Source organism: Burkholderia theae (assembly GCF_048565265.1).
Lineage (GTDB): Bacteria > Pseudomonadota > Gammaproteobacteria > Burkholderiales > Burkholderiaceae > Burkholderia > Burkholderia theae.
Window position 1 is genome coordinate 686,919 of record NZ_CP183462.1, and the last position, 25,492, is coordinate 712,410.

The window sequence follows — 25,492 nt, forward strand, 5'->3', positions numbered from 1 at the left end:
TGCGGCAGACGTGCCGGCACGCGCCATGCTCGCACGACCGTCCGGTGCAGGAAACAAAAAGTAACCGATCATACCCGCGGAAATCTGCAGGGGACGTAAGCTAGAGTCAAGCGCGCGCCCGGCGGCGACGCGCGGATTCTGCCGGAGCATGAGATGAACCCGATTCCCGCCGCGAGGCCTGCCGTCATCGCGCTCGCCGCGCTGACGCTCGGCGGCTGTTACTACACGAGCCCGTACGGCTATGCGCCTTATTACGCGCCGGTGCCCGCCACGGTGACGCAGCGCGAAATCCCGGTGGCACCGGCCCCATCCGGTCCGGCCCTTTCACCGGTGCCCGGCACACCGGCCGACGTCGACGCGCAGGCACCTGTGTATGTCGCACCGGCCTATGTGCCGCCGCCGTATCCGGTCTACTACCCCGCATACTACCCGGGCTGGTACGGGCCGCCCGTGACGATCGGCTTCTGGGGCCGTTGGGGCGGCGGATACTGGGGCGGCCGCGGCGGCTACTGGCACCGCCCGTGGGGCGGTGGGCATTGGGGTGGCGGCGGCCATCGGCACTGACCGGCGCGCGGCGGTACCGCGCGGGAGAGCATCATGAGCAACACGATTGTCCGAAGTCTGTGCGTCGTCCTGCTTGGCCTCGCGGCCGCGCCGGGCGTCGCCGATGCGCAAAGCAGCGCTTATACGAATTCGCCGGCCGAACTGTACGCGGGGCCGGCGCCCGATTATCCGGTGGTCGCGCAGATCCCGCCCGATACGGCGCTGGATGTGTTCGGCTGCCTGAGCGACTACTCGTGGTGCGATGTCGCGCTGCCGGGCGTGCGCGGCTGGATCGATGCGCAACTGCTCGAATATCCGTACCAGGGCAGCTACGTGCCGATGCTGGAATATGGCGCGATCATCGGTGTCCCGATTACCGGATTCGCGATCGCCGCGTACTGGGATCGCTACTATCGCAACCGGCCGTGGTTTCACGACCGCGATCGCTGGGCGCATCGTCCGGAGCCGAGGCTCGGCCCCGGAGGCATGCCGCCGGGACAGGGGCGTCCGCAACCGGGCGGGACGATGCAGGTCGCACCGGGCGGCCCGCCCGCGCAGCATGACGCACGGCCGTCGGCCGCACGCGGTGGCTGGAACGGTGCGATCCGCACGCCGCCGCCGCAGGCACCCGCGCCGATGCCGAACGCCGGCGGTAATGCCCGTCCGGCGGGTCCGCTGCCGGCCGTGCTGCATGCGCCGGCCGGGCCGGGCGGAGAGGCGCGCACGATGCCTCCGCCGATGCGCCAGGGCGGTGGAGGGGGCGGTGGTGGCTACGGTGCGCGGCCGCAAGGTGGTGGAAACGGCGGCGGCAGCCACGGTGGCGGTAGCGGTGGTGGTGGCGGAGGCGGTGGCGGTGGTGGCACCGACGAGTTCCGTCACTGACGGCGGCAGCGCCGCGGTTTCTCCCGGCGCCGGACGAAAAAAAGCCGCTCCGTAGAGCGGCTTCTGGATCAGGCGAGCGGGCGGCGCTGAGCAGCCCGCGCCCGCCCCGTCAGTCGTCGAGCAGCGACAGGTCGCGCACCGCGCCCTTGTCGGCCGACATGACCAGCTTCGCGTACGCCTTCAGCGCTGCGGATACCTTGCGCGGGCGCGGCTGCACCGGCTTCCAGCCCTTTGCGTTCTGCTCTTCGCGGCGGCGCGCCAGTTCCTCGTCCGACACCAGCACGTTGATCGTGCGGTTCGGGATGTCGATGCGGATCTTGTCGCCGTCGCGCACGAGGCCGATCGCGCCGCCTGCTGCCGCTTCCGGCGAGCAATGGCCGATCGACAGACCCGACGTGCCACCCGAGAAGCGACCGTCCGTCAGCAGAGCGCAAGCCTTGCCGAGCCCCTTCGACTTGATGTAGCTGGTCGGGTAGAGCATTTCCTGCATGCCGGGGCCGCCCTTCGGGCCTTCGTAGCGCACGATCACCACGTCGCCGGCCTTGACCTTGTCGTTCAGGATGTTTTCGACCGCTTCATCCTGCGATTCGGTCACGTGAGCCGAGCCCTCGAACACGAGAATGCTCTCGTCGACGCCGGCCGTCTTCACCACGCAGCCGTCGAGCGCGATGTTGCCCGTCAGCACGGCGAGGCCGCCTTCCTTCGAGAACGCATGCTCGTACGAGCGGATGCAGCCTTCGGCGCGGTCGAGGTCGAGGCTCGGCCAGCGCGTGTCCTGGCTGAACGCGACCTGCGTCGGGATGCCGGCCGGGCCGGCCAGGTAGAACCTGCGGACCGCTTCGTCCTGCGTGCGGACGATGTCCCACTGATCGAGCGCGTCCTTCAGCGTCGGTGCGTGCACGGTCGGCACGTCGGTGTGCAGCTTGCCGGCGCGCTCGAGCTCGCCGAGGATCGCCATGATCCCGCCTGCGCGGTGCACGTCCTCGATGTGGTACTTGTTCGTGTTCGGCGCGACCTTGCACAGCTGCGGCACGGTGCGCGACAGGCGGTCGATGTCCTTCATCGTGAAGTCGATGCCGGCTTCCTGCGCGATCGCCAGCAGGTGCAGGATCGTGTTGGTCGAACCGCCCATCGCGATGTCGAGCGTCATCGCGTTCTCGAACGCCGCGAAGCCGACCGAGCGCGGCAGCAGGCGCATGTCGTCCTGCTCGTAGTGCTGGCGCGTCAGTTCGACGATGCGGCGGCCGGCGCGCTTGAACAGCTGTTCGCGATCGGCGTGCGTGGCCACCACCGTGCCGTTGCCGGGCAGCGACAGGCCGAGCGCTTCGGTCAGGCAGTTCATCGAGTTCGCGGTGAACATGCCCGAGCACGAACCGCAGGTCGGGCAGGCCGAGCGTTCGACTTCGGCGACTTCGGCGTCGGAATACGACGGGTCGACCGCGATCACCATCGCGTCGACGAGGTCGAGCTTCTTCAGTTCGACGGTCTTGGTGACCGGGTTCGCGAGGCGCGTCTTGCCGGCTTCCATCGGGCCGCCCGACACGAAGATCACCGGAATGTTCAGGCGCATCGCTGCCATCAGCATCCCCGGCGTGATCTTGTCGCAGTTCGAGATGCAGACCATCGCGTCCGCGCAATGCGCGTTCACCATGTATTCGACCGAGTCGGCGATGATGTCGCGGCTCGGCAGCGAATAGAGCATGCCGTCGTGGCCCATCGCGATGCCGTCGTCGACCGCGATCGTGTTGAATTCCTTCGCGACGCCGCCGGCAGCCTCGATCTCGCGCGCAACCAGCTGGCCGAGATCCTTCAGGTGCACGTGCCCGGGCACGAACTGCGTGAACGAGTTGACGACCGCGATGATCGGCTTCGAGAAATCGTCGTCTTTCATGCCGGTGGCGCGCCACAGCGAGCGCGCGCCTGCCATGTTGCGGCCGGCGGTGGAGGTTTTGGAACGGTAAATGGGCATTGTCGTTGCTGAAGAAATATCGCGGGAAAAGGGTGGAGGCACGGGAATAAAGGCCTCTCTCGCGCCCGTGCGAACAACCTCTTGAGCTGCGCCCTGGGCAAACCGCACGATTATCCCACAGCCGCCGGGCGCGTGGCGCCCGCGGGGCCGGCAACCGGCGCGTGCGGCGTGCCCGGCGCGCAATGCGCGGGCGGCTGCGGCACGCCCGCGCGACCGTCCGGATCGCGCGTTGATCGGCGATGAATGCGCGCGGCTTCCGCCCGCCGGCGTCAGTCGAGCAGCGTCAGGATCTCGTCGTACAGCGCCTTCGGAATCCGCACGCCGTTCGCGATGCTGCGCGCGCGGGCGTCGAAGCGCCGTTGCGACGGCAGCCGCGCGCCCTGCGCGACGATCGAGCCGAACATCCGCTCGCCGCGCGCGAGCCCCGCGTCGAGATCGTCGCCGAGGAACACCTTCGGGTCGAACGCAATCACGAGCTCGCCGTGGCACGGCGTCGCGCCGACGCCTTCGTCGAAGTCCATCGATTCCCGGCTCGTCATGTCGCCGATCAGCGCGCCGCCGAGCAGTTCGACCATCGCCGCGAGCGCCGAGCCCTTGTGACCGCCGAACGTGCGCATCGCACCCTGCAGCGCGGCCTTCGGGTCGGTGGTCGGCTGGCCGTCGGCGTCGATCGCCCAGTGCGGCGGAATCGCCTTGCCTTGCTTCGCGTGCAGCTCGATGTCACCGCGCGCGATCGCGCTCGTCGCGAAGTCGAACACGAATGGCTCGCCACCCGGGCGCGGCCATGCGAACGCGATCGGGTTCGTGCCGAACACGGGCTCGCGGCCGCCTTCCGGCGCGACCCAGCTATGGCTCGGGTTCATCGCGATGCCGACCAGCCCCTCGGCCGCGATCGCCTCGACCTCGGGCCACAGCGCGGAGAAGTGGTAGCAATGGTTGATCGCCATCGCGGCGATCCCGTGCTGCTTCGCCATCTCGACCAGCACGGGCAGCCCGGTTTCGAAGCTCAGCAGCGAGAAGCCGCGATGCGCGTCGACCGCGACGATCGACGACGACAGCCGCCGCAGCGTCGGCACGGCCTGCGGATCGACCTTGCCCTTGCGCAGCGAACGCACGCACACGAGCAGCCGGTACACGCCGTGCGAATGGCATTCGTCGCGCTGGCCCTGCGTGATCACGTTGGCGATGGCCTGCGCATGCGCATCGGACATCCCGTTATGCGTCAGCACGCGCAGCGCGAGCGCGTGGACCTCATCGAGCGACAGGACGACTTCGGTGGTGTGCTCAGACATGGTTCGCCTCCCGCGATGCGGGCATGCCGTCGATGCGTTGCGGCACGTTCAGCGGATTACCGTCGCGGATCGCGTCCGGCAGCAGCGCGTCCGGCAGGTCCTGGTACGACACCGGGCGCAGGAAGCGCTCGATCGCGCGTGCGCCGACGGAGGTCGTGCGCGTGTCGGAGGTTGCCGGGAACGGGCCGCCGTGCACCATCGCATGGCCGACTTCGACGCCGGTACCGAAACCGTTGACGAGAATGCGGCCGGCCTTGCGTTCGAGCGTGGGACGCAGCGTGGCGAACAGCGGCGCGTCGCCGTCGGCGAGATGCGCGGCGATCGTCAACTGGCCTTCGAGCGACTTCAGCACGCGATGCAGCGTGTCGGCGTCCGGGCAGCGCACGATCAGCGACGCAGGGCCGAACACTTCCTCGCGCAGTTCGGGGTGCGCGATGAACGCGTCGGCCGACGTCGCGAACAGCGCCGCGCGGGCCTGATGGCGGCCGCCTTCGGCGCCTTCCGCCAGCAGCTCGACCGCCTCGTGATCGCGCAGCGCCGTGACGCCGTGCACGTAGCTCGCGTGGATGGGGGGCGTCAGCATCGTCTGCGCGGCCGCCGCGCGCACGGCATCGGCCGCCGTGGCTTCGAGCGCGCGCAGCGCGGGGCCGTCGACGGCAAGCACGAGGCCCGGGTTCGTGCAGAACTGGCCGGCGCCGAGCGTGAGCGACGCGACGAACTGCGGCGCGATCGTAGCGTGGCGCGCATCGAGCGCGGCGGGCAACAGCAGCACCGGATTGATCGAGCTCATTTCCGCGTAGACGGGAATCGGCTCGGGGCGCGCGGCCGCGATGTGCATCAGCGCGACGCCGCCGCGGCGCGAGCCGGTGAAGCCGACGGCCTTGATGCGCGGATCGGCGACGAGCGCCTGGCCGATCTCGCGCGACGCGTCGAACAGCAGCGAGAACACGCCGGCCGGCATCCCGCATTCGCGCGCGGCCTGCTGGATCGCGCGACCGACCAGCTCCGACGTGCCCGGATGCGCGGAATGCGCCTTGACGATCACCGGGCAGCCGGCCGCGAGGGCCGACGCCGTATCGCCACCGGCGACCGAGAACGCGAGCGGGAAGTTCGACGCGCCGAACACGGCGACGGGCCCGACCGCGACGTTGCGCAGGCGCAGGTCGACGCGCGGCAGCGGCTTGCGCTCGGGGCGCGCCGGATCGATTCGCGCGTCGAGAAAGCCGCCATCGCGCACGAGCGACGCGAACAGCCCGAGCTGGCCGACCGTGCGGCCGCGCTCGCCTTCGACGCGGGCGCGCGGCAGGCCCGTTTCGGCGACGCAGCGCTCGATCAGGTCGTCGCCGAGCGCCATGATGTGGCGGCCGATCGCGTCGAGAAACGCGGCGCGCGCGTCGAGACTGGTTTCGCGATACGTGTCGAACGCGTCGTCGGCGAGCGCGCAGGCCGTCTCCAGGTCGTGCAGGCTCGCGCCGCCGAAAGCGGGTTCGAGCCGTTCGCCGGTCGCGGCGGCGATCGGGTGAAGGGTGCCGTTCTGTCCGGTGACGGCGGACGGGCCGATCAGGAGCTGACCTGTGATGTGCATGGCTTTCCTCGGAAAAAAACAGGGGCCGGGCGTGGGGCGCCCGGCCGAAGGGATGGTGTGAAGGGGAGACGGGCGCGTCAGTCCTCGTCGTCGTCGAGTTGCAGCTTGTCGGAGCGGACGCCTGTGTTGGCGCCCCAGTAGTAGATGACGAGCGCGACGGCCGCGACGACGACCGTGTCGTACGGATGCGCGAGCTGGCCCGTGCCGCCGAAGCCGCCGAGATACGACAGGACGATCATCGCCGCATAGAACGCGATCAGCCACGCGGACGAGCGCACCTGTTCGGCGAGGCTCAGGTGCGCGGTCGGCACCCAGCGGCGGCACGCGAGATAGATGACGAACATCACGATCTGCAGGCCGAGCAGCCAGGACACCGTGCTCCAGCCCGACCAGTAGACGATCAGCGCGGCGATCACGAACGACGCGGGCCCGGTGATGCCGAACGCGCTCGCGCGGAACGGTCGCGGCAGGTCAGGGGCGGTGCGTCGCAGTGCGGCGACCGACACGGGCGCGACCGCATAGCTCAGCACCAGCGCGGCCGACACGATGTTGATCAGCGCTTCCCACGACGGGAACGGCATCGTCCAGAAGATCGCGAGGCCGAACGTGAGCCACAGGCCCGCGCGCGGGATGCCCGACGCTTCGTCGACGCGCGTGAACACCTTGAAGAAGGTGCCCGTCTTCGCCCAGCCGTAGACGACGCGCGGCGTCGCGTTCATGTAGATGTTGCCGCAGCCGCTCGGCGAGATCATCGCGTCGGCGACGACCATCACCGCGAGCCAGCCGACGCCGAGCGCAAGCGCGATGTCGCGGTACGGCAGCGAAAATGCCTTGCTCACGTCATGCCAGCCGCCCGCGAGCATCGCGGTCGGAATGCTGCCGATGAACGCGAGCTGCAGCAGCACGTAGATCAGCGTCGACAGCAGGATCGACAGGATCAGCGCGATCGGGATCGTGCGCTGCGGATTACGCACCTCGCTCGCGACCGACACGATCGGCGTGAGCCCGAGGTACGCGAAAATGATGCCGCCCGCGGACACGGCCATCTCGATGCCCGGCATGCCGAACGGCGCGAAGCCGTGCACGGTCAGGTTCGCGGGCTTGAAGAACGTGAACAGCACGCCGATCACCGCGAGCGGCACGATGAACTTGAAAATGCTGATGATGTTGTTCGCCTTCGCGAACGTCTTCACGCTCGAATAGTTCAGGTAAAAGAAGAAGCACAGCAGCGCGGCCTGCACGAGCCAGCCGATCGTCGTCGGGTCGCTCGATCCTTCCACGGTGAGGCCCGGAAACCACGCGGCCGCATATTGGCGTGCGGCGACGACCTCGATCGCGATCAGGCTCGAAAAGGCGATCAGCGTGATGAAGCCCATCAGGTAGCCGAGCAGCGGGCCGTGCGAGAACACCGGATAGCGGACCACACCGCCCGCGCGCGGCAGCGCTGCGCCGAGTTCGCAATAGACGATGCCGAGCAGCAGCACCGCGAAGCCGCCCAACAGCCACGAGAAGATGCCGGCCGGGCCCGCGATCGTCGACACGTGACTCGCGGCGAACAGCCACCCCGAACCGAAAATGGCGCCGAGACCGATGAACGTGAGATCGGTCAGCGACAGCTGTTTCTTGAACTTGCCGTGACCCGCGTCGGGGTGCGCGGAACCGGAAAGCGGGACGGACGGGTGAGCATTGCCTTGGCCTGGCATGGGCTTGTCTCCTGGGGGAAGGGCGGTGCAGGCGTCGAGTGCGCCGCGCTCCGACGGAGCAGCGGCGCACGCCTGCCGGCCGGCGTCGCCCGGTTCGAACGACCGGGGCGGGCCCGTGCGGGCCATGCCGGACCGGAGACGGCGTCGCGAGGGGGAAAGCCTTGCGCCGCCGCCGGGGAGAATCGGTCAGAGACCGACGTCGGGCAATGCCGGGCGCGTTTCGAGCGCCTTCGCGACGATTGCCTTCACTTCCGCGAGCGTGTCGCCCTGCAGCGCGAGGCGCGGCGGACGCGTGATCGCGCTGCCGCGGCCGACCAGCTCTTCGCACAGCTTGATGCACTGCACGAGATCGGGGCGCGCGTCGAGGTGCAGCAGCGGCATGAACCAGCGGTACAGCGCGAGCGCTTCGTCGAACCGCTTCTGCTTCGCGAGACGGAACAGCGTCTCGCCTTCCTTCGGGAACGCATTCGACATGCCCGACACCCAGCCTTCGGCGCCCACCGCAATGCTCTCGACCACGACGTCGTCGAGGCCCGCGAACAGCACGAAGCGATCGCCGACCGCATTGCGCAGGTCGATGAAGCGACGCGTATCGCCCGACGAATCCTTGAAGCAGACGATGTTCTCGCAGTCCTGCAGCGCGATCAGTACGTCGGGCGTCACGTCGTTCTTGTAGATCGGCGGGTTGTTGTAGACCATCACGGGCAGGTCGGTGCTCGTCGCGACCGCGCGGAAGTGCGCGGCGGTTTCGTGTGGCTTCGCCGAGTAGACGAGCGCGGGCATCACCATCACGCCGTCGACGCCGACGCGCTGGGCTTCACGCACCGTGTTGCGCGCGAATTCGGTCGTGAATTCGGCGATGCCGGCGATCACCGGAATCTTGCCGCCGGCCGCATCGCGCGCGGCTTCGATCACCTGGAGTTTCTCGCTCGTCGACAGCGACGTGTTTTCGCCGACCGTGCCGCAGACCACGAGGCCCGACACGCCGTCGTTCACCAGGTTCTTCACCACGCGGTGCGTGGCGTCGATGTCGAGGGAAAAGTCCGGCTTGAACTGGGTGCTGACGGCCGGGAAAACCCCGGTCCACTGAATGGCTTTGCGGCTCACTGAAATCTCCTACGTTCGTATCGGTCGGCCGACAGGTGTGTCGGTGTGGCAACCAGTATCGCCGCGCAAATGCCCATCACGCTTGAGTCGTATCGCGGAGCAAAATGACGAAATCGGCACAGCGGCCGGGCGGCGTGCGAAGGGCGCTTCGTACTATGCCGATTTCGTCGTCGTCCTTATCGAAAAGCCACAAGCGGACGGACGCGCGACGGAGGAAGCTATGCTCCTTTCCCCACTTCTCCATTCCCCACTTCGGACGGCTCATGATGAAGCGCATCCAGATCATCGATTCGCACACGGGCGGCGAACCCACTCGGCTCGTCGTGTCCGGCTTTCCGTCGCTCGGCAACGGCACGATGGCCGAGCGCCGCGACGTGCTCGCGCGCGAGCACGACCGCTATCGCACCGCGTGCATCCTCGAGCCGCGCGGCAGCGACGTGCTGGTTGGCGCGCTGCTGTGCGAGCCCGTGTCGCCCGACGCGGCGGCCGGCGTGATCTTCTTCAACAATAGCGGCTATCTCGGGATGTGCGGGCACGGCACGATCGGCGTCGTGCGCACGCTGCATCACATGGGGCGCATCCGTCCCGGCACGCACCGGATCGAAACGCCCGTCGGCACCGTCGAGGCGACGCTGCACGACGACCTGTCGGTCAGCGTGCGCAACGTGCCCGCGTATCGCCACGCGCAGGGCGTCGCGGTCGACGTGCCGGGTTACGGCCCCGTGAAGGGCGACATCGCGTGGGGCGGCAACTGGTTCTTCCTGATCAGCGATCACGGGCAGCGCGTCGCCGGCGACAACGTCGCGGCGCTCACCGCGTATGCGTCGGCCGTGCGCGAAGGGCTCGAACGCGCGGGCATCACCGGCGCGAACGGCGGCGAGATCGACCACATCGAGCTGTTCGCCGACGATCCCGCGCACGACAGCCGCAGCTTCGTGCTGTGCCCGGGCCTCGCGTACGACCGTTCGCCGTGCGGCACCGGCACGAGCGCGAAGCTCGCGTGCCTCGCGGCCGACGGCAAGCTCGCGCCGGGCGCGGTGTGGCGGCAGGCGAGCGTGATCGGCAGCGTGTTCCAGGCGAGCTACGAGCAGGCCGACGGCGGTATCGTGCCGACCATCCGCGGCAGCGCGCACCTGAGCGCGGAAGCAACGCTGCTGATCGAGGAAGACGATCCATTCGGCTGGGGCATCGTGTCGTGAGCGAAACAAGGACCGACGTCGTCGTGATCGGCGCCGGCATCGTCGGCGCGGCGTGCGCGCACGAACTCGCGCAGCGCGGGCTGCGCGTGCTCGTCGTCGACGACGCGAGCGGCGGCGCGACCGGCGCGGGGATGGGCCACCTCGTCGCGATGGACGACAACGCGGCCGAGCTCGCGCTAAGCCATTACTCGATCGAGCTGTGGCGCGCGTTGAGCGGCGAGATGCCGGAAGGCTGCGCGTACCGCAACTGCGGCACGCTGTGGCTCGCGGCCGATGCGCACGAGATGGATCTGGCCCGCGCGAAGCAGGCGACGCTTGCCGCGCACGGCGTGGCGGGCGAGCTGATCGGCGCGGCGACGCTCGCGCAACTGGAGCCGATGCTGCGCGCGGGCCTCGGCGGCGCGCTGAAGATTCCCGGCGACGCGATTCTCTATGCGCCCGTCACCGCGAACTGGCTGTTGCAGCGCGCACCGCGCATCACGCTGCGCCGCGACAGGGCCGTTGCGGTCGATGGTCCGAGCGTGACGCTCGCGAGCGGCGACACGCTGCGTGCGGAACGCGTGGTCGTCGCGAACGGCGTTGCGGCCCGCACGTTGCTGCCCGAGCTGCCGCTGCGCCCGAAAAAAGGCCATTTGCTCATTACCGACCGCTATCCGGGCCAGGTGTCGCACCAGCTCGTCGAGCTCGGTTATGCGGCGAGCGCACACGCGAGCGACGGCACGTCGGTCGCGTTCAACGTGCAGCCGCGGCCGACCGGACAACTGCTGATCGGCTCGTCGCGTCAATTCGACACCGAGGATGCCCGCGTCGAGCCGCCCGTGCTCGCGCGCATGCTGCGCCGCGCGGTCGGTTATCTGCCGGATCTGGCCGACCTGAACGGGATCCGCGCATGGACGGGATTCCGTTCGGCGAGCCCCGACGGCCTGCCGCTGCTCGGCGAGCACCCGGCGCGGCCGGGCGTGTGGCTCGCGGTCGGGCACGAAGGGCTCGGCGTGACGACGGCGCCGGGCAGCGCGCGGCTCGTTGCCGCGCTGATGACCGGCGAACGGCCGGCCATCGAGATCGAACCGTATTTGCCGGGACGCTTCCTGACCGCGTCCCCCGTAGCCGGAGCGCTGACATGATCATTCATCTGGACGGCCGCGCGCTGACGGTGGCAGACGGCGCGACCGTCGCGGCCGCGGTCGCGGCGAGCGGCGACGACACGATGCGCGTGTCGTGCACGGGTGCGGCGCGTGCGCCGTTTTGCGGAATGGGCATCTGCCAGGAGTGCAGGATGACGATCGACGGCCGGCGCCGGCTGGCTTGCCAGACGCTGTGCCGCGACGGGATGCAGGTGGAGCGCACGCGATGAACCAGGAACGACTGAGCGTCGACGTCGCGATCGTCGGCGCGGGCCCGGCCGGGCTGTCGGCCGCGCGGGCTGCCGCAAAGAGCGGTGCCACGATCGCGATCGTCGACGACAACCCGCGTGCGGGCGGGCAGATCTGGCGGCAGGCGGCCACTGCCGCGCCGACGCCGGCCGCCGCCGAACGTCTCGCCGTATTGCGGCAACCGAACGTCACGCATCTCGCGGCGACGCGCATCGTCGCCGAAACGCAGCCGGGCACGCTGCTGCTCGAGGACGACGAACGCGGGCTGCTGCTCGACTACCGGACGCTGATTCTCTGCTGCGGCGCCCGCGAGTTGCTGCTGCCGTTTCCGGGCTGGACGCTGCCGGGCGTCACCGGCGCGGGCGGCCTGCAGGCACTGATCAAATACGGCCTCGACGTGCGCGGGCAGCGCACGGTGATTGCGGGCAGCGGGCCGCTGCTGCTGGCGAGCGCGGCGACGGCCCGTCAGGCCGGCGCGCGCGTGTCGCACGTGCTCGAACAGGCAGCCTGGGGCGACGTGGCCGGCTTCGGCGCGGGGCTGTGGCGCTGGCCGTCGAAGCTCGCGCAGGCCGCGAAGCTCGTGACGGCCGTCTATCGGCCGGATGCGCACGTTGTCGAAGCGTTCGGCGACAAGCGGCTCGAACGCGTGCGGATCCGTCACGGCGATCGCGAGTTCGATGTCGATTGCGACCGGCTTGCGTGCGGTTTCGGCCTCGTGCCGAACACCGTGCTGCCGAGCCATCTCGGCTGCCGGATCGAGAACGGCGCGGTGGCGGTCGATGCGCACCAGCGCACGAGCCGCGACGGGCACTTCGCAGCCGGCGAGTGCACGGGCGTCGGCGGCAGCGAGCTGGCGATGGTCGAAGGTGAAATTGCCGGTTATGCGGCGACCGGGCAGACGGCGCCGTTGGCTGCGCTCGTCGCGCGGCGGGCGCACTGGCAGGCTTTTGCAGATTCGGTACGCGAGCGTTTCGCGATTCGCGAGCCGATCCGCCGGCTCGCGCGGCCCGATACGCTGCTGTGCCGCTGCGAGGATGTGCGTTTCGATGCGGTCGCACAGGAACCGGGCTGGACGGCCGCGAAGCTGCAGTCGCGTTGCGGGATGGGCGCGTGCCAGGGCCGCGTGTGCGGTGCGGCTGCGCAGGCGCTGTTCGGCTGGACGCCGCCCGCGCCGCGCACGCCGCTCGTGCCCGCGCGGGTCGGCACGCTGATGCTGGACGGCGCGGCGTCGTGCGACGGCGCGTGACGCGTCACGGCGAAGCGGCCCGGTTCGCGCCGGGCCGCGCCATTCACTCCACCTTCATTTTCTTCCATCCGCCCATCTGAGGCGCCGCACAGGCGCGCAGGCGCTCGATCGTCGCGGCCACGGCCGCGCGATTCGCGCTGTCGGGGTGCCAGACCATCGACACCGCGCGCTGACTTTGGCGCTTCATTGGCAAGAGGCTGGCGCTCAGCGTGGTGCGCGCCGAAGCGACGCGGGCGAGCGAACCTGAACAGGTCCGAGGAGGGCACAAGGTCGCTGACAGGCAAGCAGCCAGAATCAATATTATATAAGTTGATATAATATTGATTCTTTAATTGTTCTCCTGCGCTGATGAACGACGATCTTCCCGCCGGGCTGCCCGAGCCCGACCAGATGCGCGCAGCCGCCGAATCGGCCTGCGCGCTGCTCAAGGTGCTGTCGAATCCCGACCGGTTGCTGCTGCTGTGCGAACTGTCACAGGGCGAGCGCTGCGTGAGCGATCTTGAGACGAAGCTGGACATCCGCCAGCCGACGCTGTCGCAGCAGCTCGGCGTGTTGCGGGACAACGCGCTGGTCCGTACGCGCCGCGAAGGCAAGAACATCCACTATTCGCTCGACAGCCCGGCCGCGATCGCGGTGATGGGCGTGCTGTACGAACAGTTCTGCGGCCCGGCCGCGAAGGGGGCGCGCGATGCAGCTTGATGCGATTCATTTCACGCCGTGGCTGTCGCTGGCCGGCGGTGTGCTGATCGGGCTGGCGGCCGCGTGGCTCGTCGCGTTCAACGGCCGGATTGCCGGCATCAGCGGCATCGTCGGCGGCCTGTTCACGGCGGGCGCGGGAGAGCTCGACTGGCGCGTTGCATTCGTCGCCGGGCTGATCGTCGCACCGCTGGTGATGCGCGTCGCCGGAGCCGGCTTGACGCCGCAGGTCGATGCAGGCTGGTTCGACCTGCTGGCGGCCGGGCTGCTGGTCGGGATCGGCACGCGGTACGCAGGCGGATGCACGAGCGGCCACGGTGTGTGCGGGATGTCGCGCGGTGCGTTGCGCTCGGTGGTCGCGACGGCAGTCTTCATGGTCGCGGGCTTCGTGACCGTATTCGTGCGGCGGCACGTGCTGGGAGGCTGACATGCAGGCAGGATTCGCGTTTCTGGCGGGGCTGCTGTTCGGCGTCGGCCTCATCGTGTCGGGCATGGCCAATCCGCAGAAGGTGCTCGGCTTTCTCGACCTGGCGGGCCGCTGGGATCCGTCACTCGCGTTCGTGATGGCCGGCGCGACGGGCGTGGCCGTGTTCGCGTTCGCTTGGGCAAAGCGCCGGACGCGGTCGTGGCTCGGCTTGCCGATGCAGTTGCCGGCCCTGCGGGCGATCACCGTGCGCCTGGTCGCCGGGAGCGCCGTGTTCGGCATCGGCTGGGGGATCGCCGGGTTCTGCCCGGGGCCCGCGATCGTGTCGATCGGCCTCGGATCGGCCAAGGGGATCGTGTTCTTCGTCGCGATGCTGGCCGGGATGGCGGTATTCGAATGGGCCGAGCGGCGCAGGAGCGCGCGGTGACGCGATGGCCGCCGCGTGCCGGACCGGTAGCGGTGGTCGATGCCGTCATCACCGGATGACGAGGGCTGAAGCGGAATGCGTCTGCTCGTCGCCTCGACTGCGCCAGCACGGCGGCTGCCGGCCAGGCTCGCCCGTGTGCGCCGGCATGCCGACCCACCGCGGCCGCCGAACGCCGCCATGTCAGCGGCCAGCCGAGTGCGTGGCGAGGTGCTGGCGGATCAGCGACAGGTAACGATCACCGACCGAGAAATCGCGGGCGGCGCGCGGCTGGGTAGCCGGGCGCAGCGTAGCCGGCACGCTCATGCCCAGGTACCGGCATACGGCGGACGGGAATGGCTTCCGCGTATGCCCGAGTTGGCGCGCCGCGCGCTCGACGCGGGCATCGCCGGCCTGCGCGCGAAGCCACGCCAGCACTTGGCGATCGGTGTCGTTGACGATACGGACCAGATGTTCCATCGCGCACCTCACTGTTCATAAATACAGTACTGTAAATATAACCAGTATATGAGGCGACTGCAAGCGGGCGCGTGCGATTGGCCGTTCGGCCAGGGTCAACGCGCCGGCACGGCGGCTCCGGTGATCCGCGCGGCGGGAGCAGCAGGCGGGGCGATGCCCGCATAGCGCGCGTCGGTCAGCGTGCCGAGGAACGCGACGATGTCGTCGATTTCCGCCTCGGTCAGCGCGGGCGGCGTACCGGGCCGGCGATTCATCGGCGTCGAATTGACGTTGATGTTGCCGCGATAGGCGGCCGGCACGTCGTCGAACGTCGTGGCGCCGTGGTACCAGAAACCGGGGTCGGTCGAGCGCGTGTTGTAGAACGCGACCGCATCGCGCAGCGTCGTGAACACGCCGTTGTGCATGAACGTCTGCTTGACCGCGACGTTGCGCAGCCCCGGCGTGCGCAGGTAGCCGCACCATTGCGTCGGCTCGGGCCAGCGCAGCCGCCGCGCGGTGTCGCACAGCCCGTTGTCGAAATGGCGCGGATCGCGGTTCGCCGGCAGCGCGCGATTGCGCGGCACCGCGATCGCGTCATAACCGAAATCGGTGAAGAGCGAGCGCTCCGGGCGGCTCGAGGTCTCCGACAGCGTATGGCAGGTCATGCAGTTGCCCTTGTCCGGATTCCGGAACAGCGCGAGGCCGCGCATCTCGGCAGGCGCGAGTGGCTTGCGCGTGCGCAGGAACGCGTCGAAGCGCGACGTGAACGGCGCCATCTCGTCGCTCTGCAGATAAGCCTCGACGGCCGAACCCAGCGCGCGCACCAGTTGTTCGGGATCGCGCCGCACCGGTGCGCCGAAACGCGCGGCGAGATCGGGTGCGAGCTCGGTCGCGTTGACCTTGCGCAGCAGCGCGGCCGGCGACCGGTTGTTCATCTCGTTCGAATCGAACAGCGGCCCGCGGATCTGCTCGGCGAGCGTATCCGCGCGGCCGTCGCTGAACAGGCCGCCGAACGGCGACGGCGCGGGCGCATCGTCGTCCTGGTAGAAGTGGCGGCGCGGCACGTAGCGCACATAGAGCAGCGACGGTGCATTGCGCTGGCTGAAACGCCCGTGCCGGCTGCCCTCAGGCACGCCGGGCCCCGCGAGCGAGGCGGCCGACAGTGTCGGCGCGAATGCGCGGCCCGGATCGTGGCAGCCCGCACACGACATGCCGCGCGGCTCGGACAGCCGCGGGTCGAAGAAGATCCGGCGGCCGAGCGCGACGAGTGTCGGGTCGGGCGCGAAGCGCGCGGTGGCCGCGTCGATCTTGCCCGTCACCTGCGGCGTGCCGTTGCCGATCGTGTCGACGACGCGCGACGGCGGCGCGCCGGGGAGCAGGACCGTATCGGCCGGCGCGGCATGGGCCGCGAGCGCCAGGCCGGCGAGCACGGCCGCGGCAAGCGCCTGCAGCGTTTGCCGGCCGCGCGCAACGCGGCCGTCACATCGAACCTCGTCACTCACGGCGCAATGAACCCCGTCTTGTCGCAAGCGAGTGTCGTCCCCGACTGGTTGCACGACGCGAGCAGCTTGCCTGCGGCCGAATACGCGCGGAACACCCAGCCCGTCGCTGGGGCGGCGTTGCGCTCCATGATCAGGAAGCCGAAGCTGTTGTTGTGCGACAGCCGCTCGATCACGGCGCCCGGTGCGGGCGTCAGGCCGGCCGGGAACGGGTCGGGCAGCGCGACGTCGAGGTTGTCGCCGCCGTTGCCGGACACGATCGTCGCCGGGTGTCCCGACGAGAAATTGATCGCCTGGAAGTCGTGCACGTGCCCGTGCAGCGCGACGTGCACGCCGGGCGGGTAGTACGCCTGCGCGTTGAGGCTCGACATCACGGACTGCAGTGCGAGGTTGCCCGGCGCGGGCGTGCTGCCGGCGATCGGCGCGAACGCGAGGATCGGATGATGGTTCGTGAAGATCGTCGTCGTCATGCCGGCCTTCGACGCGAGCGATGCCACCGTCTGGAACTGCTTCTGGTAGATGCGGAATTGCGCGTCGGTCGTCTTGAGCGGCGTGCGGCCGACCTTCGCGGTGTCGAACACGATCACCTGCGAGCCGCTGCCGAGCGAGACCGCATACGGCTCGGAGTAGTTCGCGTCGTTGTCGTTGGCGGGATCGTCGCACGAGCGGGCGGCCGAATACGGGCGCGGATCGAGGAAACGGAACCAGCCCTGGCCGGCCCGCGCGCATTCCTCGTGGTTGCCGCGCACGACGACCCACGGCGCCTTCGCGAGCAGCGGTGCGGCCGGGCGGAACAGGTCGGCCTGCCACGTATCCCAGCCATAGCCCCACGGGCTGTCCTTGCAGCCGGCGATGTCCGGCGGGCATGCGTTCTCGCGATAGTGGTAGTCGCCGACGTGCAGCACCAGGTCGGGCGACAGCTTCGCGACGCTGGCCGCGATCGTGTCGAGCGGCCAGACCGTCGCGTCGTTGCATGCCTGCCACGCGTTGTCGGCTTTCTTCATCCGGCAGCCCGTGTCGGCGATGATCGCGATGCGCTGCGGCTGCGCTTTCGGCAGCGGCAGCGTGCGGCCCGCGACGCTCGCCGCCTGCGCGTCGGCCGGCAGCGTCGTCTCGCAGATGGACACCGGGAAGCTCGACGGCTTCGAGTCGGACGGATCGCTGGCGGTCGGCCGCTGGGCCACGGTCGCGGCGCCCGCGCGCAGCGTCATGCGCGACAGCTTGCCGTCGACGGTCAGTTGCGGACACAGCGGCTCGCTGGCCGACGCGGGCGTGTAGTTCGTGATGACGCGCGCGATCGCCTGGTTCGCGTCGCCGATCTCGACCCATGCGGCCTGGACGTTGACCGACGCGCTGGCCGGATCGGCCGGCGTATCGATGTGATTCGAACACGCGGAGAGCGCGGCGAGGACAACAAGAGGGGCGCAGCGCACGTGCAGTGCGCGCGGGAAGAGTCGTCGCATGGGAGGCACCGTAGGAAAGTCGTCAACGATACGCAGCGCGAATGTAAGAAATATGAAAAGACCGGGCGCGTAGCCGGGTCGGGACCGCTGCGGCAGGTTGCCGCCGGGGCCTTGACCTCAAGCCGGCTTGAAGCGGCACAGTCCGGTTCATGATCAATGAACCAGAAGGGGAATCGACGATGGAAACCAACCGGCCCAACGACGAACAATTCGCGCTGTGGAACGGCCCGTCGGGGCGCGCCTGGGTCGATGCGCAGGCGTCGCTCGACCGGATGTTCGCGCCGTTCGAGACGCTGCTCGCGGATGCGGCGGCCGCGTCGTCCGCGCGCAGCGTGCTCGACGTCGGCTGCGGCACGGGTGCAGTCACGCTCGCGATCGCGCGCCGGCTCGGCGCGCATGCGCAATGCACGGGCATCGATATCTCGGCCAGGATGATCGATGCCGCGCAGGCACGCGCCGAACGTAGCGACCTTCACGCCAGCTTCGTGCGCGCGGATGTGCAGACACATGCGTTCGCGCCCGCAAGCGTCGACCTGATCGTGTCGCGCCTGGGCGTGATGTTCTTCGACGATCCGGTGCGGGCGTTCGCGAACCTTCGGCACGCGGCGCGGCCGAACGCGCAGATGCGGTTCGTCGCGTGGCGCAGCGCGGCCGACAACCCGTTCATGACGACGGCCGAGCGGGCCGCCGCGCCGTTGCTGCCGAACCTGCCCGCGCGACGGCCCGGTGCGCCGGGGCAGTTCGCGTTCGGCGATCGGCAGCGGATCGCATCGGTGCTGTCGGACAGCGGCTGGGCCGACGTCGAGATCGAGCCGGTCGAGATGGCATGCGTGCTGCCCGAGCCGGCGCTGGATGACTACATCGCCCGGCTGGGACCGGTCGGGCTCGCGCTGCTGGAGACGGACGACGCAACCCGGCGGCGCGTGGTCGATATGGTGCGCGCGGCGTTCGAGCGTTACATCCACGGCGCGGACGTGTGCTTCGACGCAGCGTGCTGGCTCGTGACGGCGCGTGCGTAACGCGTTGCGATAAAACGGATCGGGGAAGGGGCGGCGGCCGGGCCGCCCGGCGCGTTGCCGTTCGCGCGTGATGAAGCCGGGCCGCGCGACGTGCGCGCGTCAGCGTCGCCGGTTGCGCAGCATCAGCCACGCACAACCGCCGGCAACGAACGCGAGGCCGAGCAGGACGGCTTCGACGCCGAGCGCGAAACCGGGCGGCATTTCACCGCTGTTCGGCGCGGGCGACAGGTTGCCGCCCATCGCGATGGCGCCACCTGCCAGCAGCATCATGCAGACGACCCAGTAGACCTTGCCGCGCGGCGCCGCGGCCCGGATGCGCCACAGCGCGATGCCGGCTCCGCCGAGATAAAGCAACGCGAGCGTGCCGAGCGCGACGATGTCGGCGGAGCGGCTTTGCAGGAGCCAGCTCATCGCGTGGCTCCGTCGAGCGTGGCGGACCGACGCGGCGTTGTAAAGGCTGCAGCGTGCGCGTTCATTCGGCCTCCGTCGCGTGCCCCGGCGCGCGGCTCAGCAGATGCGTGCGCTTGTCGCCCGCGAGCGATACGTAGCGTTCGTACTGGCGCAGCACGTCGGCGATCACTTCGTCGCCGCGCAGGTATTCGACGTCGTAGCCGAGCCGTCCGTCCTCGAAGAACGTGACGATCCCGTACACGTGCGCCCGCGCGGCTTCCGGCTCGGCCGCCTCGCGCATCAGGAACGCGGCCGCGGATTTCACCGTCACGCGCACGCCGTACACGAAATCGCGGTGTTCGGCGGTCGGCACGGTGAGCCGCACGGCGTCGTCGCTGTCGCGCTGCACGTGCGCATCGACGCCGCTCACGCGCAGTTCGTCGGCGACCTTGCGCAGCGCCGGCTCGACCGTCTCGGCAACGAACTGACGTGCCTCGGCCTCGGTCGTCTGCCGCAGGATGTGCGTCAGGCGGTGACGCCAGTGCTGGCCGGTCCAGAAGGTCGTCGCGGGCGCGACGTCCTGCGAATAGTGTGCGCGGTCGGCCGCGAGCCCGCGCCACAGCCCGTAGCAGAGCGCGAGCATGATGATGGCGACCGGCAGCGCGGCGATCAGCGTCATCGCCTGCAGCGCACCGAGACCGCCCGCGACGAGCAGCACCGCGGCCGTCACCCCGAGCAGCGCGGCCCAGAACAGCCGCTGCCAGACGGGCGAGTGCGCATTGCCGCGCGTCGCGATCTGGTCGATCACGAACGCGCCCGAATCGGCGGACGTGACAAAGAACACCGCGATCAGCACGATCGCGACGATCGACAGCAGTTGCGGCAGCGGCAGGAAATCGAAGAAGCGGAACAGCAGCGCGTCGACGTTGGTGGCCGTCTGCGCGAGCGCGCCGGCCGCGCCGTGCGTATCGAGCCAGATCGCGCTGTTGCCGAACACGGTCATCCACACGAGGTTGAACGCGGTCGGCACGAGCAGCACGCCGATCACGAACTGGCGGATCGTGCGGCCGCGCGAGATGCGCGCGATGAACATGCCGACGAACGGCGACCACGAGATCCACCACGCCCAGTAGAGGATCGTCCAGCCGCCGAACCAGCCTTCCTCGCGCGGCGGCGCATACGCGTACGTGCGGAACGACAGGTCGACGAGTCTCGACAGGTACTGGCCGATGTTGTCGCCGAGCGCGCGCAGCAGGAACGCCGTCGGGCCCGCGACGACCACGAACGCGAGCAGCAGGAACGCCAGCAGCAGGTTCAGCTCGGACAGCCGACGCACACCCTTGTCGAGGCCGGTCGCGGCCGACACGCCCGCCAGGATCACGACGACCGCGACGAGCCCGATGCGAAACACGTTGCTGCCCGTGTCCCAGCCGGCAACCGTATGCAGGCCGGCGCTCAACTGCATCACGCCGTAGCCGAGCGTCGTCGCGATGCCGGCGACGGTGCCGACCAGCGCGAACGCGTCGACGGTGTGGCCGATCCAGCCGTTGATGCGTTCGCGCAGCACCGGATACAGCCCCGAGCGCAGCGTCAGCGGCAGGTTGTAGCGAAAGCCGAAGTACGCGAGCACGAGCCCCATCAGCCCGTAGATCGCCCACGCATGGAAGCCCCAGTGGAAGAAGGTCATCAGCATCGCTTCGCGCGCGGCGGCGGGCGTGCCGGGGGCGACGGTCGGCGGTTTCAGGAAATGCTGCATCGGCTCGCCGACGCCGAAATACATGAGGCCGATGCCCATGCCGGCCGCGAACAGCATGGCTGTCCACGACACGAAACTGAATTCGGGTTCGGCGTCGTCGGGGCCGAGCCGGATGTTGCCGAAGCCGCTCGCGGCGATCAGCACGAGAAACACGAGGAAGCCGGTGACGGCCAGCACGTAGAACCAGTCGAAACGCGCGATGACCCATTGCTGGCCGGCGGAGAACAGCGCGCCGGCTTCGCTCGGACGCAGCGCGCACACGACGAGCAGCGCGCCGATGACCGCGAGCGCGGGCAGGACGACCTGCGGCTTGAATGTCGTGCGGGGCGAGGGACGGGAATCTGGCATGGCGGGCATCCAGTTGTGGGCGCAACGAGGCGCGACGCCGCCCGGCGCGCGCGTCGCGCGTCGGACCCTGATACGGCGTGCGTCGAGTGTACCGCGGTGTCAGGACTGCAAGAAGGGGCATGCAGAAGGGATCAACCTGACGAATTGTAAGGTATTGGGGCGATCGAGAAAACCCGCGTGATTCGCGCGGCGGGCGGACGGAACGAGGAAAGCGCTGCGGTGGGGGTACAGCAGGCGCCCGGACGGCGCGCGCGAAGTGCGCGTTGTCCGGGGCGGGGCAGCGCGCGGAAGGCGCTGCCGTGCGGGGTCTCAAGAAAACGCCGGGCCGCCCCAAGTTTTCTTGACCCCCTCGGGGGGCCTGGCGCGAAGCGACAGGTCTGGGGGCGCTCAGAAAGTGACGGCGATCCCGGCCATGCCGACGAACTGGCCGTGCGTCGTCGACGGCGTGAGTTGCTGCGAATCGCCGACGATCGGCGCCGCGTCGATGACGTGGCCTGCGCCTTGCGCGCCGAGCGTCTGTCCGCTCGAATGCGTGTACGCCTGCAGTGCGTAGAGCGTCGTGCGCTTCGACAGGCTGTACGACTCCTTCAGCGAATACTGCTGGTAGCGGGCCGCGTTCGGGACGCCGTTCGCTTTCGACGCGAGCGTGTACGCGAACGCGCCGGCCACCGAGAACGCCGGCGTGAAGCGGTACGCGGCGAGTGCGCCGTAGGTGTTGAACACGGCCGTGTCCGTGAACGCGGAGCCGTTGCCGGGCAGGTACTTCACGTTCGAATAGTTGACGCCCATCGTCAGGTCGCCGAGCGTGTAGTTGCCGGCTGCCGCGACCTGCTCGACGGCCTTCGCGGTCAGGTAGCCCTGGTTCAGCACGGACACCGCGAAGCTGCCCGACGGCGCGGTGGCCGGGTTCAGGAAGCCCGCGGACGAGCCCGAGCTGTTGATGCGCAGGTAGCCGGCCGCGATCCCGATCGGCCCGTTCGCGTAACGCAGCGCGGCGCTGAACGTGTTGCCCTTGCCGGTCGCGCCGGCAATGCCGCCGAAAGCGTACATCGCGCTCGCGCTCAGCCCGCCGAAGATCGGCGACGTATAGGTGACCGAGTTGTTCACGCGGATCGTCGTGTCGAGGCCGTCGATGTCGCCCGGATGCGCGCCCGTCGCGCCGGTCAGCCAGCTGCTCGACGCGTACGGGCCGACGAACAGGAAGTAGGGCGTGTACTGGCGGCCGGCCGTCACCGTGCCGTAGTGATCGTTGCGCAGGCCGACGAATGCCTGGCGATTGAACATCGTGCCGGCGGCGGCCTGCGCGCCGGTGTTCAGGTTGAAGCCGGACTGCAGATCGAAGATCGCATGGGTGCCGCCGCCGAGATCCTCGTCGCCGCGCAGCCCGAATTTCGATGCATACAGGTTGCCGTCGCGCATGTAGATGTTCGAATGGCCCTGCTGGTTGTTCACGTACGCGAGCGAATCGTCGACGACGCCGTACAGCGTGACGCTGCTCTGTGCGCGGGCGGCGGTCGAGCCGAGCGATGCGGCCGATAAAATCAGGATTGCAAAGCGGTTGACGGGTACTTTCATTGTCGATCTCCAGATCTCTTCATCAGTTCAACGGGGCGGGAGGCTTGGCGACCTCCTCTGTGGCGGGCGGCGGGCCGCGCGAACGGCCCGCCTGATCGGTACAGTGCTTGACGTATCAGTCGTCGAGCGCGACGCCGATGCGGCGCCATGCGCCGTCCTGCGCTTCCTGCTCGACGCGTGCGCCGCGCACGGCGACCGGGCCTTGCAGCGACGCGGGCAGCAGGATTTCGACGTGGTCGGCCGGGCGGCCCGGGCGGCCGTCCCAGCGGACCGACACGCCGAGCGTGCCCGACGCCTCGCGGCCGGTTTCGATCCGCCACAGTCCGTATTCGCCGTCGCGCCACGCTTCGGTCTCTCCGTCGTCCTCGACGCATTCGCCGTATGCGACGCCGTCCTCGATGCGCGGCGCGACGATGAAGCCGCGCGTGTCGGCGCGTGTGCCGAAATGCTGTTCCGCGACGTTCAGCGGCAGCACGCGGCCTTCGCGCAGCAGCATCACCGGCGTGTCGAGCGGCGCGGGCAGCGTCACGCTTGCGCCGCCGTCGAACGACCGCGCGCTCGCGCAGCACATCCAGCGCGCGCCCGCCGGCAGGTAGACCGTGCGTTCCGTGCGGCCGGGATCGACGACCGGCGCGACCAGCAGCGCGTCGCCGAGCATCATGTCGTCGCACTCGTCGTAGCAGCGTGCATCGCCGGGGAAATCGGCGAAGGTCGGCCGCAGCACGGGCTCGTAGCGCGTCGTCGACAGCCACAGCAGGTGATAGAGGTAGGGCAGCAGCCGGTAGCGCTGCTTGATCAGCGACGCGACCTGCGCGGTGACTTCCGGATACATCCACGGTTCGTTGACGGTGCCGTCGTCGTTCCACGAATGGATGCTGAAGCGCGGCATGAAGATGCCGAACTGCACCCAGCGCAGCAGGAGCTCGGGCGACGGCGCGGGCCCGGAGAAGCCGCCGATGTCGTGACCGATGTTCGATACGCCCGACAGCGCGAGCCCGAGGCCCATCTTCAGGTTGTAGCGCAGCGTTTCCCACGACGTATAGTTGTCGCCGGACCAGGTCTGCACGTAGCGCTGCATGCCGGCGCCGCCGGAGCGCGACACGAGGAACGGCCGCTGCGCCGGCGCATGCGCGCGCTGCGCTTCGCGCGATGCACGCATCATCAGCATCGTCTGCAGCACCTTCGCCTCACGCGCGGGGAACGGATGGCCGAAGCCGTGCGCGATCGCGTCGGGCGACCAGATCTCGTATTCGTTGTTGTCGTTCCAGGTTGACTCGATCCCGTATTCGAGCAGCGCCGACGTGACCTGCTCGCGCCACCAGCGGTATGCGTCCGGCTGCGTGAAGTCGAGATACGCGCCGACCTCGTCCCAGAACTGCACCCACGCAGGTTCGCCGGACGCCGAGCGGATCAGCAGCCCGCGCCTGGCGGCATCGTCGAACGCGGGATGGTCGCGCAGCAGGCACGGCTTGATGTTCGCGCACAGGCGGATGCCGTGGTCGCGATAGTGCTTCACGAAACCCTTCGCGTCGGGAAACTTGTCGCGGTTCCAGTTGAACACGTAGCGCTTCGCGCCGATCGACGTATAACCCGACGACAGGTGGAACGAATCGCACAGGATGTCGTGCGCGTCGCACTGCTCGACGAACTGGTTCATCTGCTGCTGCGCGTCCGGCGCATCGGTGTAGCTCATCGTCGAGCCCGAGTAGCCGAGCCCCCATTTCGGCGTGCGTGCGGGGCGCCCGGTGAGCCACGTGAAGCGCCGTGCGGCCGCGAGCGGCGTATCGGGCGACGCAATGAAGTAGTAGTCGAGATCGCCGTGCTCGGCGACGAAATAACGGTACGGGCCGTGATAGTTGTCGAGCTCGCGGCCCATGTCGAACGAGCAGTCCGACAGCGTGTCGTAGAACAGCCCGAACCCCTGGCACGCGTCGGGCGACCACGTGATGTAGAACGGGATGTGCTTGTACAGCGGGTCGGTGTGCTTCGCGCTGTAGCCCATCGCGTCGATGTTGCGCATCTCGAAGCGCGCGCCCGTGCGGTCCAGGTCGCCCGCGCGTTCGCCGAGACCGAACACCTTGTCGCCGCGCTCGCGAGCGACGTAGTGATACGCGCGATCGTCCCACCAGCCGAAGTTGTACGCCTGCGTCGCACGGTCGGCGAGCGCGACGCGCCACGTGCCGTCCGCGCCGCGCATCGACCACGTGCAATGGCCGCCTTGCCAGCGCACCGCGAGCCGGATCCGCGCGGTTTCGATGCGCAGGCCGTCGTCGTCTTCGGCGAGTTCGTAGGCGGGCAGCGCGAAGCCGTCCAGGTCGAGGCGGTCGCGCCCGTCGAGCGGCACGTCGTCGAGGCCGGGTGCGATCGTCCACGTGCGCGGGTTGCGTGCCGTCGCATCGGGCAGCACGCGAACACGCACGATGTCGTCCTCGAGCACGAAGATCTCGAGGGTCGCGCCCGCATCGGACGCGAGCAGCACGCGGTTCGCGTGCCGGCCGGCGATGCGGAACACGGGCGGATGAAGAAGCGAGGTCATGAATGCGATTCCTGGTAAGAGCGAA

At 69.3% G+C, this 25,492-nt stretch carries 23 protein-coding genes; 10 read left to right on the forward strand and 13 right to left on the reverse strand.

Going from position 1 to position 25,492, the window contains the following annotated elements; all coding sequences use genetic code 11:
* Positions 1-153 precede the first annotated feature (153 nt).
* Complete coding sequence (locus ACN22W_RS20625) at positions 154-564, forward strand: hypothetical protein (RefSeq protein ID WP_343495310.1); 411 nt, start codon at positions 154-156, stop codon at positions 562-564.
* A 33-nt stretch (positions 565-597) separates the two neighbouring features.
* The gene (locus ACN22W_RS20630) at positions 598-1,425 is read left to right on the forward strand and encodes an SH3 domain-containing protein (RefSeq protein ID WP_419689208.1); all 828 of its coding nucleotides are present in this window, start codon (positions 598-600) and stop codon (positions 1,423-1,425) included.
* A 109-nt stretch (positions 1,426-1,534) separates the two neighbouring features.
* On the opposite strand, the gene ilvD is transcribed toward ACN22W_RS20630, so the two are convergent.
* The 5 genes from ilvD to ACN22W_RS20655 all read right to left on the reverse strand — a co-directional run bounded on the left by ilvD (position 1,535) and on the right by ACN22W_RS20655 (position 9,081).
* Positions 1,535-3,394: a dihydroxy-acid dehydratase gene (gene ilvD, locus ACN22W_RS20635; protein ID WP_419689209.1), complete on the reverse strand. Its 1,860-nt coding sequence runs from the start codon at positions 3,392-3,394 to the stop codon at positions 1,535-1,537.
* 269 nt (positions 3,395-3,663) lie between these two features.
* Positions 3,664-4,686 (reverse strand): Ldh family oxidoreductase, encoded by a 1,023-nt coding sequence (locus tag ACN22W_RS20640; RefSeq protein WP_343495315.1) that lies wholly within the window; start codon positions 4,684-4,686, stop codon positions 3,664-3,666.
* Entirely contained in the window at positions 4,679-6,271 is a 1,593-nt protein-coding gene (locus ACN22W_RS20645) for an aldehyde dehydrogenase (NADP(+)) (protein WP_419689210.1), read from the reverse strand. The genes ACN22W_RS20640 and ACN22W_RS20645 overlap by 8 nt, the downstream gene beginning before the upstream one ends.
* Before the next feature lie 77 nt (positions 6,272-6,348).
* Positions 6,349-7,974 carry an APC family permease gene (locus ACN22W_RS20650; protein WP_343495317.1) on the reverse strand — a complete coding sequence of 542 codons (1,626 nt, stop codon included), beginning with the start codon at positions 7,972-7,974 and terminating at the stop codon, positions 6,349-6,351.
* Positions 7,975-8,160: 186 nt separating this feature from the next.
* On the reverse strand, positions 8,161-9,081 hold the full coding sequence (locus tag ACN22W_RS20655) for a dihydrodipicolinate synthase family protein (RefSeq protein ID WP_011547925.1): 921 nt from the start codon (positions 9,079-9,081) through the stop codon (positions 8,161-8,163).
* A 266-nt stretch (positions 9,082-9,347) separates the two neighbouring features.
* Between ACN22W_RS20655 and ACN22W_RS20660 the strand changes: the two genes are divergently transcribed.
* From ACN22W_RS20660 to ACN22W_RS20675, 4 genes are read left to right on the forward strand one after another with little or no spacing between them, the layout of a single operon-like run.
* Positions 9,348-10,280 carry a 4-hydroxyproline epimerase gene (locus tag ACN22W_RS20660; protein WP_343495382.1) on the forward strand — a complete coding sequence of 311 codons (933 nt, stop codon included), beginning with the start codon at positions 9,348-9,350 and terminating at the stop codon, positions 10,278-10,280.
* Positions 10,277-11,404 carry an NAD(P)/FAD-dependent oxidoreductase gene (locus ACN22W_RS20665; protein ID WP_419689211.1) on the forward strand — a complete coding sequence of 376 codons (1,128 nt, stop codon included), beginning with the start codon at positions 10,277-10,279 and terminating at the stop codon, positions 11,402-11,404. The genes ACN22W_RS20660 and ACN22W_RS20665 overlap by 4 nt, the downstream gene beginning before the upstream one ends.
* On the forward strand, positions 11,401-11,634 hold the full coding sequence (locus ACN22W_RS20670) for a 2Fe-2S iron-sulfur cluster-binding protein (RefSeq protein ID WP_419689212.1): 234 nt from the start codon (positions 11,401-11,403) through the stop codon (positions 11,632-11,634). Before ACN22W_RS20665 ends, ACN22W_RS20670 begins: the two co-directional genes overlap by 4 nt.
* Complete coding sequence (locus ACN22W_RS20675; protein WP_419689213.1) at positions 11,631-12,899, forward strand: FAD-dependent oxidoreductase; 1,269 nt, start codon at positions 11,631-11,633, stop codon at positions 12,897-12,899. The genes ACN22W_RS20670 and ACN22W_RS20675 overlap by 4 nt, the downstream gene beginning before the upstream one ends.
* Before the next feature lie 43 nt (positions 12,900-12,942).
* On the opposite strand, the gene ACN22W_RS20680 is transcribed toward ACN22W_RS20675, so the two are convergent.
* The gene (locus ACN22W_RS20680; RefSeq protein WP_419689214.1) at positions 12,943-13,086 is read right to left on the reverse strand and encodes a hypothetical protein; all 144 of its coding nucleotides are present in this window, start codon (positions 13,084-13,086) and stop codon (positions 12,943-12,945) included.
* A 161-nt stretch (positions 13,087-13,247) separates the two neighbouring features.
* Between ACN22W_RS20680 and ACN22W_RS20685 the strand changes: the two genes are divergently transcribed.
* From ACN22W_RS20685 to ACN22W_RS20695, 3 genes are read left to right on the forward strand one after another with little or no spacing between them, the layout of a single operon-like run.
* Entirely contained in the window at positions 13,248-13,598 is a 351-nt protein-coding gene (locus tag ACN22W_RS20685) for an ArsR/SmtB family transcription factor (protein ID WP_419689215.1), read from the forward strand.
* Positions 13,588-14,022: a YeeE/YedE family protein gene (locus tag ACN22W_RS20690; RefSeq protein WP_419689216.1), complete on the forward strand. Its 435-nt coding sequence runs from the start codon at positions 13,588-13,590 to the stop codon at positions 14,020-14,022. The genes ACN22W_RS20685 and ACN22W_RS20690 overlap by 11 nt, the downstream gene beginning before the upstream one ends.
* Position 14,023: 1 nt before the next feature.
* Entirely contained in the window at positions 14,024-14,446 is a 423-nt protein-coding gene (locus ACN22W_RS20695; protein ID WP_419689217.1) for a DUF6691 family protein, read from the forward strand.
* Positions 14,447-14,626: 180 nt separating this feature from the next.
* On the opposite strand, the gene ACN22W_RS20700 is transcribed toward ACN22W_RS20695, so the two are convergent.
* The 3 genes from ACN22W_RS20700 to ACN22W_RS20710 all read right to left on the reverse strand — a co-directional run bounded on the left by ACN22W_RS20700 (position 14,627) and on the right by ACN22W_RS20710 (position 17,843).
* Positions 14,627-14,902 carry a hypothetical protein gene (locus tag ACN22W_RS20700; RefSeq protein ID WP_048245493.1) on the reverse strand — a complete coding sequence of 92 codons (276 nt, stop codon included), beginning with the start codon at positions 14,900-14,902 and terminating at the stop codon, positions 14,627-14,629.
* A 95-nt stretch (positions 14,903-14,997) separates the two neighbouring features.
* Positions 14,998-16,383 (reverse strand): cytochrome-c peroxidase, encoded by a 1,386-nt coding sequence (locus ACN22W_RS20705; protein WP_419689218.1) that lies wholly within the window; start codon positions 16,381-16,383, stop codon positions 14,998-15,000.
* Positions 16,380-17,843 (reverse strand): metallophosphoesterase, encoded by a 1,464-nt coding sequence (locus ACN22W_RS20710; protein ID WP_419689219.1) that lies wholly within the window; start codon positions 17,841-17,843, stop codon positions 16,380-16,382. Before ACN22W_RS20710 ends, ACN22W_RS20705 begins: the two co-directional genes overlap by 4 nt.
* A gap of 179 nt (positions 17,844-18,022) precedes the next feature.
* On the opposite strand from ACN22W_RS20710, the gene ACN22W_RS20715 reads away from it, so the two are divergent.
* Positions 18,023-18,862, forward strand: coding sequence for a class I SAM-dependent methyltransferase (locus tag ACN22W_RS20715; RefSeq protein WP_419689220.1), 840 nt, complete (start codon positions 18,023-18,025; stop codon positions 18,860-18,862).
* A gap of 99 nt (positions 18,863-18,961) precedes the next feature.
* Here the strand turns inward: ACN22W_RS20715 and ACN22W_RS20720 are convergent, their stop codons facing one another.
* The 4 genes from ACN22W_RS20720 to ACN22W_RS20735 form a co-directional block, all read right to left on the reverse strand.
* Entirely contained in the window at positions 18,962-19,273 is a 312-nt protein-coding gene (locus ACN22W_RS20720) for a hypothetical protein (RefSeq protein WP_419689221.1), read from the reverse strand.
* A 61-nt stretch (positions 19,274-19,334) separates the two neighbouring features.
* Positions 19,335-21,356, reverse strand: a complete 2,022-nt coding sequence (locus tag ACN22W_RS20725) for a BCCT family transporter (protein ID WP_419689222.1) — start codon at positions 21,354-21,356, stop codon at positions 19,335-19,337.
* 387 nt (positions 21,357-21,743) lie between these two features.
* Complete coding sequence (locus ACN22W_RS20730) at positions 21,744-22,931, reverse strand: porin (protein ID WP_193100755.1); 1,188 nt, start codon at positions 22,929-22,931, stop codon at positions 21,744-21,746.
* A 115-nt stretch (positions 22,932-23,046) separates the two neighbouring features.
* The gene (locus ACN22W_RS20735) at positions 23,047-25,467 is read right to left on the reverse strand and encodes a TIM-barrel domain-containing protein (RefSeq protein WP_419689223.1); all 2,421 of its coding nucleotides are present in this window, start codon (positions 25,465-25,467) and stop codon (positions 23,047-23,049) included.
* Positions 25,468-25,492 lie beyond the last annotated feature (25 nt).

Coding starts and splice junctions, on each gene's coding strand:
- ACN22W_RS20625 (WP_343495310.1), top strand. CDS start 154: ATGAACCCGATTCCCGCCGCGAGGCCTGCCGTCATCGCGCTCGCCGCG.
- ACN22W_RS20630 (WP_419689208.1), top strand. CDS start 598: ATGAGCAACACGATTGTCCGAAGTCTGTGCGTCGTCCTGCTTGGCCTC.
- ilvD (WP_419689209.1), bottom strand. CDS start 3,394: ATGCCCATTTACCGTTCCAAAACCTCCACCGCCGGCCGCAACATGGCA.
- ACN22W_RS20640 (WP_343495315.1), bottom strand. CDS start 4,686: ATGTCTGAGCACACCACCGAAGTCGTCCTGTCGCTCGATGAGGTCCAC.
- ACN22W_RS20645 (WP_419689210.1), bottom strand. CDS start 6,271: ATGCACATCACAGGTCAGCTCCTGATCGGCCCGTCCGCCGTCACCGGA.
- ACN22W_RS20650 (WP_343495317.1), bottom strand. CDS start 7,974: ATGCCAGGCCAAGGCAATGCTCACCCGTCCGTCCCGCTTTCCGGTTCC.
- ACN22W_RS20660 (WP_343495382.1), top strand. CDS start 9,348: ATGAAGCGCATCCAGATCATCGATTCGCACACGGGCGGCGAACCCACT.
- ACN22W_RS20670 (WP_419689212.1), top strand. CDS start 11,401: ATGATCATTCATCTGGACGGCCGCGCGCTGACGGTGGCAGACGGCGCG.
- ACN22W_RS20675 (WP_419689213.1), top strand. CDS start 11,631: ATGAACCAGGAACGACTGAGCGTCGACGTCGCGATCGTCGGCGCGGGC.
- ACN22W_RS20680 (WP_419689214.1), bottom strand. CDS start 13,086: ATGAAGCGCCAAAGTCAGCGCGCGGTGTCGATGGTCTGGCACCCCGAC.
- ACN22W_RS20685 (WP_419689215.1), top strand. CDS start 13,248: ATGAACGACGATCTTCCCGCCGGGCTGCCCGAGCCCGACCAGATGCGC.
- ACN22W_RS20690 (WP_419689216.1), top strand. CDS start 13,588: ATGCAGCTTGATGCGATTCATTTCACGCCGTGGCTGTCGCTGGCCGGC.
- ACN22W_RS20695 (WP_419689217.1), top strand. CDS start 14,024: ATGCAGGCAGGATTCGCGTTTCTGGCGGGGCTGCTGTTCGGCGTCGGC.
- ACN22W_RS20700 (WP_048245493.1), bottom strand. CDS start 14,902: ATGGAACATCTGGTCCGTATCGTCAACGACACCGATCGCCAAGTGCTG.
- ACN22W_RS20710 (WP_419689219.1), bottom strand. CDS start 17,843: ATGCGACGACTCTTCCCGCGCGCACTGCACGTGCGCTGCGCCCCTCTT.
- ACN22W_RS20715 (WP_419689220.1), top strand. CDS start 18,023: ATGGAAACCAACCGGCCCAACGACGAACAATTCGCGCTGTGGAACGGC.
- ACN22W_RS20720 (WP_419689221.1), bottom strand. CDS start 19,273: ATGAGCTGGCTCCTGCAAAGCCGCTCCGCCGACATCGTCGCGCTCGGC.
- ACN22W_RS20725 (WP_419689222.1), bottom strand. CDS start 21,356: ATGCCAGATTCCCGTCCCTCGCCCCGCACGACATTCAAGCCGCAGGTC.
- ACN22W_RS20730 (WP_193100755.1), bottom strand. CDS start 22,931: ATGAAAGTACCCGTCAACCGCTTTGCAATCCTGATTTTATCGGCCGCA.
- ACN22W_RS20735 (WP_419689223.1), bottom strand. CDS start 25,467: ATGACCTCGCTTCTTCATCCGCCCGTGTTCCGCATCGCCGGCCGGCAC.